This is a genomic window from Nocardia sp. IFM 10818 (genome assembly GCF_054655275.1).
In genome coordinates this window covers 541138-554186 of record NZ_BAAHJH010000001.1, presented here as the reverse complement: position 1 = coordinate 554186, position 13049 = coordinate 541138, and the positions used below count along the sequence as shown (strand labels likewise).

14 protein-coding genes are annotated in these 13049 nt (G+C 68.5%); all 14 read right to left on the bottom strand.

The features are described from left to right. Positions 1-92: 92 nt before the first annotated feature. The 14 genes from lysS to ftsH all read right to left on the bottom strand — a co-directional run bounded on the left by lysS (position 93) and on the right by ftsH (position 12888). A complete protein-coding gene (lysS, locus tag ACYQ5L_RS02665) occupies positions 93-1559 on the bottom strand; it encodes a lysine--tRNA ligase (RefSeq protein ID WP_459963301.1) in 1467 nt (488 codons plus the stop codon). Positions 1560-1716: 157 nt separating this feature from the next. Beyond that, positions 1717-2139 carry a rhodanese-like domain-containing protein gene (locus ACYQ5L_RS02660; protein WP_459963300.1) on the bottom strand — a complete coding sequence of 141 codons (423 nt, stop codon included), beginning with the start codon at positions 2137-2139 and terminating at the stop codon, positions 1717-1719. Between the two features lie 5 nt (positions 2140-2144). Further along, on the bottom strand, positions 2145-2702 hold the full coding sequence (locus ACYQ5L_RS02655; RefSeq protein WP_459963299.1) for a cupin domain-containing protein: 558 nt from the start codon (positions 2700-2702) through the stop codon (positions 2145-2147). 240 nt (positions 2703-2942) lie between these two features. Continuing rightward, the gene (locus ACYQ5L_RS02650; RefSeq protein ID WP_459955232.1) at positions 2943-3737 is read right to left on the bottom strand and encodes a type III pantothenate kinase; all 795 of its coding nucleotides are present in this window, start codon (positions 3735-3737) and stop codon (positions 2943-2945) included. An 11-nt stretch (positions 3738-3748) separates the two neighbouring features. Next, positions 3749-4171 (bottom strand): aspartate 1-decarboxylase, encoded by a 423-nt coding sequence (panD, locus tag ACYQ5L_RS02645; protein ID WP_459955231.1) that lies wholly within the window; start codon positions 4169-4171, stop codon positions 3749-3751. Between the two features lie 13 nt (positions 4172-4184). After that, positions 4185-5138 carry a pantoate--beta-alanine ligase gene (gene panC / locus ACYQ5L_RS02640; protein ID WP_459955230.1) on the bottom strand — a complete coding sequence of 318 codons (954 nt, stop codon included), beginning with the start codon at positions 5136-5138 and terminating at the stop codon, positions 4185-4187. Further along, on the bottom strand, positions 5138-6142 hold the full coding sequence (locus ACYQ5L_RS02635) for a Rossmann-like and DUF2520 domain-containing protein (RefSeq protein ID WP_459955229.1): 1005 nt from the start codon (positions 6140-6142) through the stop codon (positions 5138-5140). The genes panC and ACYQ5L_RS02635 overlap by 1 nt, the downstream gene beginning before the upstream one ends. A 129-nt stretch (positions 6143-6271) precedes the next feature. Beyond that, complete coding sequence (locus tag ACYQ5L_RS02630) at positions 6272-7345, bottom strand: DUF6779 domain-containing protein (protein ID WP_459955228.1); 1074 nt, start codon at positions 7343-7345, stop codon at positions 6272-6274. A 69-nt stretch (positions 7346-7414) separates the two neighbouring features. Further along, positions 7415-7894 carry a DUF3180 domain-containing protein gene (locus tag ACYQ5L_RS02625; RefSeq protein ID WP_459955227.1) on the bottom strand — a complete coding sequence of 160 codons (480 nt, stop codon included), beginning with the start codon at positions 7892-7894 and terminating at the stop codon, positions 7415-7417. Beyond that, positions 7882-8415, bottom strand: a complete 534-nt coding sequence (folK, locus tag ACYQ5L_RS02620; protein WP_459955226.1) for a 2-amino-4-hydroxy-6-hydroxymethyldihydropteridine diphosphokinase — start codon at positions 8413-8415, stop codon at positions 7882-7884. The genes ACYQ5L_RS02625 and folK overlap by 13 nt, the downstream gene beginning before the upstream one ends. A 3-nt stretch (positions 8416-8418) precedes the next feature. Next, complete coding sequence (gene folB, locus ACYQ5L_RS02615; protein ID WP_459955225.1) at positions 8419-8796, bottom strand: dihydroneopterin aldolase; 378 nt, start codon at positions 8794-8796, stop codon at positions 8419-8421. Next, positions 8793-9644 carry a dihydropteroate synthase gene (folP, locus tag ACYQ5L_RS02610; RefSeq protein WP_459955224.1) on the bottom strand — a complete coding sequence of 284 codons (852 nt, stop codon included), beginning with the start codon at positions 9642-9644 and terminating at the stop codon, positions 8793-8795. Before folP ends, folB begins: the two co-directional genes overlap by 4 nt. 77 nt (positions 9645-9721) lie before the next feature. Then, positions 9722-10342 carry a GTP cyclohydrolase I FolE gene (folE, locus tag ACYQ5L_RS02605; protein WP_067531507.1) on the bottom strand — a complete coding sequence of 207 codons (621 nt, stop codon included), beginning with the start codon at positions 10340-10342 and terminating at the stop codon, positions 9722-9724. 191 nt (positions 10343-10533) lie between these two features. Continuing rightward, entirely contained in the window at positions 10534-12888 is a 2355-nt protein-coding gene (ftsH, locus tag ACYQ5L_RS02600) for an ATP-dependent zinc metalloprotease FtsH (RefSeq protein WP_459955223.1), read from the bottom strand. Positions 12889-13049 lie beyond the last annotated feature (161 nt).

The following is a 13049-nucleotide window of genomic DNA, read 5'->3' as shown; positions in this document are numbered from 1 at the left end:
GCGACCCGCATAGTTAGGCCGATTACCCGACGCCAGAATACCGCTAATTCCGATAGTCCCAGAACGGGCATCGACAATGCAATCCAGCGAACTCAACGAGCCGATGGACGCACAATTGGAAAGAGTATCGTTTCCCGGATTCCCAAGCCAGTCAGGGCCATCAGCAAACGATCGATACCCATACCGGTTCCGGTCGTAGGCGGCATACCGTGCTCCATCGCGGCCAGGAAGTCCTCGTCCAGACGCATTGCCTCGTCGTCGCCCGCTGCGGCCAAACGCGCTTGGTCCATGAACCGTTCGCGCTGGATGACCGGATCCACGAGTTCGGAATAGCCGGTTGCGAGTTCGAACCCGCGGACATAGAGGTCCCACTTCTCGGTAACCCCGGGCTTGCTGCGATGCTGGCGCGTCAGCGGAGAGGTCTCCACGGGGAAGTCGCGAACGAAAGTCGGCGCGTACAGCTTGTCGCCGTACACGTGCTCCCACAGTTCCTCGACCAGTTTGCCGTGACCGTAGCCCTTGTCCTGCGGAATTTCCAGACCCACCCGATCGGCGAGTGCCAGCAATTCCTCGACGGAAGTTTCGGGCGTCACCTCCACACCGATCTGCTCGGACAGCGACGGGTACATCTCCACCGTCGCCCACTCACCGGACAGATCGTATTCGGTACCGTCCGCCAGGGTGACGACCTGCGTGCCGTAGACCTCCTGCGCGACTTCCTGGATCAATTCCCGCATCATCTTCGCGGAATCGTCGTAGGTGCCGTACGCCTCGTAGGTTTCCAGCATTGCGAACTCCGGCGAATGGGTGGAGTCCGCACCCTCGTTGCGGAAGTTCCGGTTGATCTCGAAGACCTTCTCCAGCCCACCCACAACGCACCGCTTGAGGAACAACTCCGGTGCGATACGCAGGTAGAGCTCCATATCCAGGGCATTGGAGTGGGTGACGAACGGACGCGCCGCCGCACCGCCGTGGATGGTCTGCAGCATCGGGGTCTCGACCTCCAGGAAACCCCTGCGCTCCAGCGCATTCCGCAGCGCGCGCACCGCGGCCACGCGGGTGCGGGCCATCTCCCGGGCCTCCGGGCGCACGATCAGGTCGACATAGCGCTGCCGGACCCGCGACTCCTCGTTCATCTCCTTGTGCGCCACCGGCAGCGGGCGCAGCGACTTGGCCGCCATCTCCCAGGCATCGGCCATGACGCTCAATTCGCCGGTGCGGGAAGTGATCACCTCGCCGTGCACGTACACGAAGTCGCCGAGGTCCACATCGGCCTTCCAGGCCGCCAGCGCGTCCTCGCCCACCCCATTGAGGCTGATCATCGCCTGCAGCTTGGTGCCGTCGCCCTCCTGCAGGGTCGCGAAGCAGAGTTTGCCGGTATTGCGCACGAAAATGACGCGCCCGGCAATCCCGACCCGCAGACCGGTCTGCACATCGGCTTCCAGATCCGGGTAGGCGGCACGGATTTCGGCGAGGGTGTGCGTGCGGTTGATCACCACCGGATAGGCCTCGCGGCCCTGCTCCAGCAACCGCTCCCGCTTCTCCCGGCGAATCCGCATCTGCTCGGGAACATCGGGCTCGGCCGCAGCGGCCGCGGCACGGGTTTTCCCAGCGGGAGCCGTGGTATCAGCGGAAGAAGAGGGGTTGGAGGTGCTCACGGGGCTTTAGCCTATCGTGCCCCGGAAACCCATTTTCCCGCCGCCCGGGCAAACGAAATCAGACCCAGGCGAGAGTCGCGACCTCGCGTTCGAAGTGCGGAGCGGTGGCGGCCACCATGAGCAGTCCGGCGGCTTTGAGGGCCTGGTAGCCGCCCACCAGATCGGTGGCCCGGCGCAGGCCCAGCTGCTGCAGCGAGGAGGCTGCCAGGCTCGAGGTGTAGCCCTCCGAGCAGACGATGACCCATTCCACGTCATGGTCGGCGGCCAGCGCCAGACGCGCGTCACTCGACGGATCCAAACGCCATTCCAGGACATTTCGCTCGATGACGAGCGCGCCCGGCAACGTGCCTTCGCGCAGCCGCTGCGCCTGCGGGCGAATATCCACCAGAATGGCGCCGCGGGCGATGGCCTGCGGCAATTCCACCGGATACAGCCGGCGCAGCCGCTCGCGCGCCTGGGCGAGCATGCCGTCGATGGTCAAGTGCGTCATTCGAGTTCACCTTCGGGCTGATCGGTGAGAACGGAACGGGTGCGGCGAAGCGTGCCGTGACCGGTGACCTCGTAATAGGACATGGCGGTCAGCGGCGGGGAATAGGCGTGCACGCTCAGCGTCGGATCGAGCGGACCGGAAATTCCGGCCTCGGCCTCGGGGGCGCGCACCACGTCGTGCACCCAGCCGAGCGGGAAAGAGGCCTGATCACCGGCGGTCAGCGTGCGCCGGCGCAGATCGCGGCCATTCCACCGGTATTCCGAGAGGGCGCCGGAGAGCACCGTGAGCGCGCCCAGCGAACCGGCGTGATCGTGCAGTTCGGTGTGTTTGTCGGCCACCCAGCTGATCAGCCACAGATCCACCTCGTCATCGGCGATGAGCCTGGTGGCCCAGCGCTTTTCGGTGGGCCACAGGCCGCCCTCGGGCAGCAGGTGATCGTAGCGGCCGGCCAGCACGTCCTCGGCGCCCTCGTCGGTCAGGCGCAGCAGGTCGGCCGGGCGCAGCCGGGTGGGCAGGGCGGAGGCGGTGGCGCGTTCGGTCACCTCGGGCAGCAGGCGCGAGGTACCGGCGACAGGTAGGGAAAGAACAGAAGATCGCACGAGCGAAATCTCCAAGGAGTCGTGTGGTTGACGAGGGCTGTACGAAGCCTCGACAACGGCCGAGGCGGGTTAGCCTCGACAACACTCCTGGATGCTCACGCGGTAGGACACGGGCCAGAGTCTAACAGCGGATCGCTGCCGGTCAATAGCCCCGGCGGCGTAAGGGGGTTTGGGGGCTCAGCCCCCCTCTGCGAATCAGCGAGCCCTCCGCTGCTGGTTGCGCTCGTAAACGAGCCGGAGACCATCCAGTGTGAGATGCGGCTCATAGTGCTCGATGGTCTCGGATTCGGGCACGATCAGCGGCGCGCTCGCGCCCGTCGCCACCACCGCGACGTCATCGCCGGCGAAAGTGTCGAATTCGTCGCGAATGCGATCGATCAATCCGTCCACCAATCCGGCGAAACCGAAAATCGCACCGGACTGCATGCACTCCATGGAGTTCTTGCCCACCACCGAGCGCGGGCGCGCCAGTTCCGCGCGGCGCAGCGCACTGCGCTCCACCAGCGCCTCGGTGGAGATCTCCACACCGGGGGCGATGATGCCGCCCAGGAATTCCCCCTTGGCCGACACCAGATCCACACAGATGGCGGTGCCGAAATCCACCACGATGGCCGGGGATTGGAAGCGATGATAGGCCGCCAGGCAGTTCACGATGCGATCCGCGCCGACTTCCTTGGGATTGTCGACCAGCAACGGAATTCCGGTGCGCACACCGGGTTCCACCACCACGTGCGGGACATGACCCCAGTAGCGGTTCAGCATTTCGCGCAATTCGCGCAGCACCGGCGGCACCGTGGACAGCGCCGCGACGCCCACCACCTGATCGGCGTCGGCGCCGATCAGGCCGCGCACCTGTAGGGCGAATTCATCGGCGGTGAGCAGCGGATTGGTATGCATCCGCCACTGTTTCACCAGCTTCGCGTGGTTCCCGCTGCCGGAGAACAGCCCCAGCTCGATGCTGGTATTGCGGACATCGATGGTCAGCAGCATGAGCCCGGCGCTCAGTGCGCGTAGGACAGCGAGCGCGGCGAGATCAGGTCCGAGCCCTCGGGCGCGTGCGCCGGATCCGAGCCCAGCTCCACCTGGCGGTTGGCCTCGTCCACGAACACCACGCGCGGGGCGTACTCCCGCAGCTCGGCCTCGTCCATCATGGCGTAGGCGATGAGGATGACGAGATCGCCCGGATTCACCAGATGCGCTGCGGCGCCGTTGATTCCGATGACGCCGGAACCGCGCTCGCCGGCGATGACGTAGGTCTCCAGCCGGGCGCCGTTGGTGATGTCGACAATGCAGACCTGCTCGCCTTCCAGCAGATCGGCGGCATCGAGGAGATCCTGGTCGACGGTGACCGAGCCGACGTAGTGCAGGTCGGCGTGCGTCACCGTGGCGCGGTGGATCTTGGACTTCATCATGGTGCGCAACATCGTCGTCGCCTCCTTAAAACGCGGGTGGGAGTAGGGCGGGATCCGATACGGCCTGGGTGGGCTGGTCGGGGGTGGTCGGGTGGCCGTCGATCGGGGCGCCGACGGTGACGGGGATGTTGTCGATCAGCCGGGTGCTGCCGACGCGGGCCGCGATGAGCAGGCGGGCATTGCCGCTGGCCTGCACCGGGCCCAGATCCGAGCCGCGCAGCTCGATGTATTCGAGCTCGATAGCGGGCGCGGTGGCGAGCACCTCGTGCGCGGTCCTCAGCACCGCTTCGGGGCCGAAGGCGGCGGCATGGCGGCCGGCCGCGAGCGCCGCCGAGAGCGTGGTCGCCAGCTCGCGCTGCTCCGGATCGAGGAACCGGTTGCGCGAGGACAGCGCCAGGCCGTCCGCCTCGCGCACGGTCACCACCGGGACGATCTTCAGATCGAAATTGAGGTCGCGCACCATCTGCCGGATCAGCGTCAGCTGCTGGTAATCCTTCTCGCCGAAGAACGCCTCGTGCGGCAGGCAGATCTGGAACAGCTTGGCCACCACGGTCAGCACGCCCGCGAAATGCCCCGGTCGGTGCGCGCCTTCGAGCTCGTCGCCGAGCGGGCCGGCGTGCACGGTGGTGCGCGGACCGTCCGGGTACATGTCGGCCGGGCTGGGCGCGAACACCAGCTCCACGCCCTCGGCGCGCAGCAGTTCCACATCGGCGTCGAGGGTGCGCGGGTACTTGTCCAGATCGGCGGCCTCGTTGAACTGCAAGGGGTTCACGAAGATCGACACGATGACGACCTGATTGGTCCGCTTGGCCAGACGCACCAGCTCCAGATGGCCCTCGTGCAGCGCGCCCATGGTCGGCACCAGGGCAACCTTGCGGCCGACGGAACGCAAAGCCTTGGCAACCGACTGCACCACCGCCGGATCGTGCAGCACGGTGAGCTCACCGCGCTTGTACGCGCCACGCAGTTTCGGGTCCATCAGTGTCCTTTCTCCGCCTGGTCAGGGCCCTCCGTGGTGACGCTCCGCTGCCGCCTCCGGGCCTGACCGTCCAGGCGGGGTCCTTCCAGCAGATCGATCAAGGCGGGGTTGGTCCGCGCGCGCTCGGCCGACCGCAGCGACAGCGCGCGATACCCCGCGGCCAGTTTGGGATCCAGCTCTTCGAGCGCCTCCAGATGCGCGGCCACCGCGGCCACGTCACCGCGAGCCACCGGGCCGGTCAGCGCGGCCCGGCCGCGGCGCAGCGCATTGTCCAGAGCCGCCGACACCAACGGGGCGAGCATGCGCTCGGCGAGCCCGCCCGGCTGATCGTCGACCACCTGCTGGCCGAGCAGTCCCGGACCGGACAGCGCGGCCCGCAGCGCCTCGACGGCATCCACGATCAGCGTGACCAGGTGATTGCTACCGTGCGCGAGGGCGGCGTGATAAAGCGTGCGATTCTCCTCGGCCACCTTGACCGGTTCACCGCCCATCTCGATGACCAGCGACTGCGCGATGGCGTAACCGATCTCGTCGGCGGCGGTGATGCCGAAGCAGGCATTGCCCAGCCGGGCGACGTCCTCGTCGTGGCCGGTGAAGGTCATGGCCGGATGAATCGCGATGGGCAGCGCGCCCAGCTCGGTGAGCGGTGCGAGAATGCCGATGCCATTGGCGCCGGAGGTGTGCATGACGATGGTGCCCGGCCGCACGGCCCCGGCCGCCGCCAATCCGGAGATCAGCCCGGCCAGTTCGCTGTCCGGCACCGCCAGGATGAGCAACTCGCTGCGCGCGGCGACCTCGGCGGCGGGCAGGACCTGCGAATCCGGCAGCCGCGTGGCGGCACGCCGCAGCGACGCATCCGAAATCGCGGAGACGCCGAATACGACATGACCGGCACGCTCCAGTGCCGCACCGAGTGCGGATCCGACGCGTCCCGCCGAGACGATTCCCACCGTCAACCGTGCGGGCGCAGGATCGGTTCCGCAGACATCCTTGTCCGAGGTCACCCTTGTCCTCTCGAAAGTCGTTCCAGTCCCGCTGGGCGGGTACCGGACGTTACCGACCGAGAATATCGGCCCCGATTCGCCGGGGCCATCGACTGTGGGATGTCTTACAGCGGGTCCGGTTCAGGCGGGCTATTTGCCCTCCGACCGCAGGTTGGCCATGATCTCGGCGACCGACAGGCGGGGGGCCGAGTCGGTGTCGTCCTCCTCGGCCCGGCGGCGCCGCCGGGCGCTGGCGGTGCCCATGGGCGCGGGGGTCGGCTCGGGGGCCAGCCGGGGCGCGGGCGGTGCGGGGGCCGGATCGGCACTGCCCGTGAACGGCACATCGGCACTGCCCGCGGACGGCGCCTCCGCATTGCCCGCGGGCGGCAGATCGGTTTCGAACCAGGGCACCTGGGTCAGCGGTTCGCGCTCCACACCGGTGATCGGTTCGGTCCGCTTGGTCGCGGTGTCCGCGACGGGCTCCGCACCGGATTCGGATTCGGGCTCGGCGAATTTGGCCGCGCGCATATCGAATTCCTGATCGGTGACGACCATGGTCTCCGCGGTCACCGGATCGTCGTACGGGCTGGCGAAGGCCGGCGGCTCCGGATGATCGGGTTCGAAGACCGGCGTCACGCGGCTGCGCGGATCCGGCACGTCGTCGTCGATGGGCGCGGACCACGGGTCCCAGTGGTCGCCGGTGTCGCCCCAGTTACCGTTCGCGGCAGTATTGTTCGCCCGGGGCTGCCGGCTCGGCAGTTCCTGCACCCGGAAGGCGTCCGCGTGCAGGGCCGGGCGCTCGTGCGGCAGTTGACCTTCGAAGAGCCGCTGCAGGCTCTCGCGCAGCACCGTGAGTTCGGCGCGCAGCGCGGCCATCTGCTCGGCGTCCGCGCCGACCTCCTGGCGCACCCGCTGCTCCACGCCGAGCTCGTATTCGCGGCGCGCAGCAACCTCGCGCTCCAGCTGCAGGTGGTAGACCTTCTGCAGGTCACCGATTTTGGCCTTGTCGACCGCCGATTCCCTGCGATAACGGGTCGCGGCGAGGGCTCCGATGGCGGCCGCCCAGAGCGCCGCGACGAGCCCGACGCGCACCATTTGCACGCTGTCGCTGAAGACCAGGAAAACGCTGGCTACCAGACCCAGAAGGATGAGTACGCCGGTGAAAAGTTTTCCCGCGTCCTCCCGCCGACGACGGGTGGCACTGGTACGGGAGGGTGAAACCATGTCAGCCAGCGTAGCTTGATCTTCGGGCCCTGGCTCCCGCCTCGGGCACGATCATCGCCAATCTGTTAGCTAGAAAGTAGCTGCTTCATCGGGCGGATCGATCGGCGCGCGACAGCAATATTCCAGCCACAAAGCCGCGGCCACCAAGGCGATTCCGGCCAGCAGCCCCACCACCGCACCCGGGGTGTCCGCCGCCGCCGCGCGCAGTTCCGACCGCTCCGGCAGCAGCCAGATCAGGAAGCCCAGCCAGATGCCGGCCACCAGGGAACCCACCTGCGCCGACGCCTTCGCCAGCGCCACCGCCCGCGCCGCGGTGATGGGATGCAGCTGCCGCTCGTCGGTGCCGATGCCGCGGTTCTCCACCCGCTGCCGAATCACGAAGGCCAGCACCACCTCCAGCACCGCCACCGGAATGAGCGAGGCCCCGGAGAACACCGAGATGGGCGGGAAGCTGGAGTACGCGACATTGGTGGCGATCCAGGCGACCACCGCCGCCAGCGCCACATTCGCGCCCAGATCCAGTACGCGCGTGGGCTTCACGACGGCCATCCGAGCGTCAGTTCGGTGCGGCGCACCCCGGCCACCTCGGCGGTGTCCAAGGCGGCCAGCCAATCCCGCAACGGCCGCCGCGCGCCAGCGGCCTCCAGTTCCGCGTCCGGCTCCAGCTCCAGCCACGGCACCAGCACGAAGGCGCGGTTGTGCGCCTGCGGATGCGGCAGCGTCAGCGTGGGATCGCTGCTGCGGACCGCCAGCTCGCCGTCGCGGCGGCGCTGCCCGGCCCACACCACGTCCACATCCAGGGTGCGCGCGCCCCAGCGGACCGCACGCACCCGCTCGGCGGCCTGCTCCAGTTCTTGCCCGAGCCGCAGCCAGTCGCTGGGCTCCAGGTCCGGATCCTCGGCCACCAGAACGGCATTGAGGTAGTCCTGCTGGGGCACCCCGCCCCAGGGCGGCGTGGAGTACACCGACGACACCGCCAGCAGCCGCGGCCGCAGCGCCGCCACCACACTGCGCAGATGTGCGAGCCGATCGCCGAGATTCGAACCGATCGACAGGACTACCCGACTCACCCGCTACTCCTCCGCGTCGCGACGGCGGGACGTGACCACCCGGACGTCTTCGAAGGTATGCGGAATCGGCGCGGAAGGCTTGTGCAGCACCACTTCCACGGCCGCGATGCGCGGATGCGCGGCGATCACCTGATCGGCGATCTCGGAGACCACCGTCTCCACCAGATCGCGCGGTTCGCCGCCGACAATGGCCGCCACCTGATCGGCCAGCTCGCCGTAGTGGATGGTCTCGGCCAGATCGTCGGATTTCGCCGCCGCCGAGAAGTCCGTCCACACGGTCAGATCGACCACGAACTCCTGGCCGTCGCGCTTCTCGAAATCGAAGACCCCGTGATGGCCGTAGACCCGCAGGCCGCGCAGCTCGATGCGATCGGTGCTCAAATCCGTTCTCCCGGTTCACGACGGCGAGCGGCCCGCCGCTCGGACTCGACGGCGGCCCGCCGCCAGGCATCGGTCACGGCGATGGCGTCCAGCGAGGCGCGCACATCGTGCACCCGCACACCCCACGCGCCGTGCTCGGCGGCCAGCGCGGAAATGGTGGCGGTGGCCACCTCGCGGCCGTCCGGCGGCCGCGGCCCCCCGGCATCGGCGAGCAGCGCGCCCAGGAATCGCTTGCGCGAGGCCCCGATCAGGATCGGCAGCCCGGTGCCGACGAATTCGTCCAGCGCGCCGAGCAATTCCCAGTTGTGCTCGGCATTCTTGGCGAAGCCCAGGCCGGGATCCAGCAGCAGCTTGCCGGGGTCCACACCGGCGGCCACCGCCAGTTCGATCTGGGTGCGCAGTTCTCCGAGCACCTCGCCGACCACGTCGTCGTAGTGATCGGCCGGCCCGGTGTGGCGGTAGTCCGCCCCCGCGCGCCAGTGCATGAGGATCCACGGCACCCCCGCCGCCGCGACGACCTTGGCCATATCGGCGTCCGCGCGCCCGCCGGAGACGTCGTTCACCACCGAGACGCCCGCCTCCACGGCGGCCTCGGCCACACTCGCCCGCATGGTGTCCACACTGGTCGGCACACCCGCGGCGACCAGTGCGCGAATCACCGGAACCACCCGCGCCGCTTCGGTTTCCGGATCGATTCGCACCGCACCGGGACGAGTCGACTCACCGCCCACGTCGACGATGTCCGCACCCAGCTCGTACAGCTCCAGGCCGTGCGCGACCGCCAGGCCCGGGTCCAGGTAGCGACCGCCATCGGAGAACGAATCGCTGGTGACGTTCACGACGCCCATCACGACGCAGGAGCGGCCCCCGCGAGGAACTACCAGTTCAGCCCCCCGGGAACCGCTCGAGGTCATCGTCGGTGCGCTCACTTTCGCAGAATGAGGTCCAGGGCCTCGGCGCGCGAGGCCGAACTGGTCTGCAGCAGGCCGCGCACCGCCGAGGTGGTGGTGCTGGCGCCGGGCTTGCGGATGCCGCGCATGGCCATGCACAGATGCTCGGCCTCCACCACCACGATGGCACCGCGCGGATCCAGCTTGCGCATGACCGCGTCGGCGATCTGGCTGGTGAGCCGCTCTTGCACCTGCGGGCGCTTGGCGTAGAGATCGACCAGCCGGGCCAGCTTGGACAGCCCGGTCACCCGGCCGTGCGGGCCTGGGATGTAGCCGACGTGCGCGACGCCGTGGAAGGCCACCAGGTGGTGCTCACAGGTCGAGTACATGGGGATGTCGCGCACCAGCACCAGCTCCTGATGCCCCTCGTCGAAAGTGGTGTTGAGCACCGCGTCCGGTTCGGTGTAGAGGCCGGCGAACATTTCCCGATAGGCCCGGGCCACCCGGGCCGGGGTTTCGGCGAGACCGGGGCGATCCGGATTCTCCCCGACCGCGAGCAGCAGCTCGCGCACGGCGTTCTCGGCGCGCTCCTGGTCGAACGGCCGACCGGTGTCGAGCGCGATCGGGCCGGAGACGACACGGTTGTTGGCCGACAATCGACACCTCCTGTGTTGAAAATGCCGCGCCTGCGAAGGGCGGCGCGTTCGCGACTGCCAACGGCCCGGGTCGACCCGGCATTCCGAGTCGACCCGAGCCGGGTCGCGAACTGTGTCTCACTCCGCGCCCCCGGCTCGGCCAACCTGGCCCGAGCCGGACCGCGAACATATCGAGCGTATCCGGGCCGCGATCAGCGGCGACCGTTCGGTCCGTCCCAGTCGCCGTTCTCGTCGTCGTCCCGCCCGGCGGCCGGGGGCTGCTGCCCGTAATCCGGTCGCTGCTGCGGGGTGTACCGCTGCCCGCCGGCCGGGGCCCAGCCGCCGTACTCGCCGCGCGCCGGCGGCTGTGCGCCGCGGGCCTGCGGGTCGTCCTCCTGCGGCGGCCAGCCCGGCGCCGACCACCCGGCCGGAGCGCCGTAGTCCGGACGCGAACCGTGGGTGCCGCCGCTGTGCCGCGGGTAGGCGGGCTGCGGCGCCGGATACCCGGCCGGGGCGGGCGCGGGATAGCCGTACGGCGGCTGCGGTTGCGCACCGTAGGCGGGTTCGGGCGCGTACCCGCCATTGGCGGGCTGCCCGGCCGGAACCGGGCGGACCGGCTCCTCCGGCCACGGCTCGCCGCGTTCGGCGGCCAGCTCGCGCGGGGTCTTCACCGGCGGACGGTCCGACGGGGTGCGTCCGCCGAAATCATTGAAAGCCGTGATGCGCGGCCGCTTTTCGACCGTGGAGAGCACGGTCTCGAGATCCTTGCGATGCAGGGTCTCGCGTTCCAGCAGCGCGGTCGCCAGCGAATCGAGTTCGTCGCGGTATTCGTTGAGCACGGCCCACGCCTCGGTGTGCGCGGCCTCGATGAGATTGCGCACCTCCTCGTCGATCTCGCGGGCCACCTCGTGCGAGTAGTCCGAACTCATGCCCATGGACCGGCCCAGGAACGGATCGCCCTGCTCCTGTCCGTAGCGCACCGCGCCCAGGCGCGCGCTCATGCCGTATTCGGTGACCATGGCGCGAGCGATCTTGGTGGCCTGGTCGATATCGGAGGAGGCGCCGGTGGTCGGCTCGTGGAACACCAGTTCCTCGGCCGCGCGGCCGCCCATGGCCATGACCAGCCGGGCGATCATCTCCGAGCGGGTCATCAGGCCCTTGTCGTCCTCGGGCACCGTCATGGCGTGACCGCCGGTGCGGCCGCGGGCCAGGATGGTGACCTTGTAGACCGGCTCGATATCCGGCATCGCCCACGCGGCGAGGGTGTGGCCCGCCTCGTGGTAGGCGGTGATCTTCTTCTCTTCCTCGCTGATGATGCGGGACTTGCGCCGCGGGCCGCCGATCACGCGGTCGACCGATTCCTCCAGCGAGGCGCCGGTGATGACATTGCCGTTCTCGCGCGCGGTGAGCAGCGCGGCCTCGTTGATGACATTGGCCAGGTCCGCGCCGGACATACCGACGGTGCGCTTGGCCAGACCGTCCAGATCGGCGTCGGGCGCGATCGGCTTGCCCTGCGAGTGCACCCGCAGGATGGCGCGCCGGCCCGCGAGATCCGGGTTGCTGACCGGGATCTGGCGATCGAAGCGGCCCGGGCGCAGCAGCGCCGGATCCAGGATGTCGGGGCGGTTGGTGGCCGCGATGATGATGACGCCGGTGCGCTCGCCGAAGCCGTCCATCTCGACCAGCAGCTGGTTCAGCGTCTGCTCGCGCTCGTCGTGACCGCCGCCCAGGCCGGCGCCGCGCTGGCGGCCGACGGCGTCGATCTCGTCGACGAAGATGATGCAGGGGCTGTTCTGCTTGGCCTGATCGAACAGATCGCGGACGCGGGAAGCGCCGACGCCGACGAACATCTCGACGAAGTCCGAACCGGAGATGGTGAAGAACGGCACCCCGGCCTCGCCCGCCACGGCGCGGGCCAGCAGCGTCTTACCGGTGCCGGGCGGGCCGTAGAGCAGCACGCCCTTGGGGATCTTCGCGCCGAGGGCCTGATAGCGGGCCGGGTTCTGCAGGAAGTCCTTGATCTCGTAGAGCTCTTCGATGGCCTCGTCCGCGCCCGCCACATCGGCGAAGGTGGTCTTGGGCATGTCCTTGGACAGCATCTTGGCCTTGGACTTGCCGAAGCCCATCATGCCGCCGCGGCCGCCGCCCTGCATGCGGGCCATCACGAAGATGAACAGGCCCAGCAGAATGATCATGGGCAGCATGAAGAGCAGGATCTGGCTCAGCCAGCTGTCCTGTTTGACCGAGGTGTTGTACTTCGCGCCGGACTCCTGCACGTCCTTCAGGATCTCGGCGGAAATATCGCTGCCGCCCGGATATTTCGCGATGATCTTGGTTTGACCGTCGGTCGCATCATTGCCGTTCTTCAGCGTGATGCGCAGCTGCTGTTCTTTGTCGTCGATCTGAACGGAGTCGACATTCCCCTTGTCCTGGAGCTGGGTGAGCGCCACGGACGTGTCGACGCTCTTCCAGCCGCGCGTGTCGTTGCTGAAGTAGCTGACCAGGTAGATCACGAGCAGGAAGCCCGCGACTATGGCCAGGTTGCGGAACACAGTCTTGCGGTTCATAGAGCGTCGGCCGGCGGCCAGTCCTTTCCGGGGGGTGTATCCGGTCATGCCCGAGATGCCTCGTGGCGTGTCCGGTTCCGGTGAACGGATGCGGACATGCCACGTTACCGCGTACGGTCTAGTCGATACATCGCGCAGTTCGGCAGCTAGTGCAGTTCAAC

Bases quoted from the DNA above. Each gene is read 5' to 3' on its own strand.
- folP (WP_459955224.1), bottom strand. From the start codon at position 9,644: ATGGGCGTCGTGAACGTCACCAGCGATTCGTTCTCCGATGGCGGTCGC.
- ftsH (WP_459955223.1), bottom strand. From the start codon at position 12,888: ATGAACCGCAAGACTGTGTTCCGCAACCTGGCCATAGTCGCGGGCTTC.
- panD (WP_459955231.1), bottom strand. From the start codon at position 4,171: ATGTTGCGCACCATGATGAAGTCCAAGATCCACCGCGCCACGGTGACG.
- ACYQ5L_RS02625 (WP_459955227.1), bottom strand. From the start codon at position 7,894: ATGGCCGTCGTGAAGCCCACGCGCGTACTGGATCTGGGCGCGAATGTG.
- ACYQ5L_RS02630 (WP_459955228.1), bottom strand. From the start codon at position 7,345: ATGGTTTCACCCTCCCGTACCAGTGCCACCCGTCGTCGGCGGGAGGAC.
- panC (WP_459955230.1), bottom strand. From the start codon at position 5,138: ATGGACCCGAAACTGCGTGGCGCGTACAAGCGCGGTGAGCTCACCGTG.
- lysS (WP_459963301.1), bottom strand. From the start codon at position 1,559: ATGCGGATTCGCCGGGAGAAGCGGGAGCGGTTGCTGGAGCAGGGCCGC.
- ACYQ5L_RS02650 (WP_459955232.1), bottom strand. From the start codon at position 3,737: ATGCTGCTGACCATCGATGTCCGCAATACCAGCATCGAGCTGGGGCTG.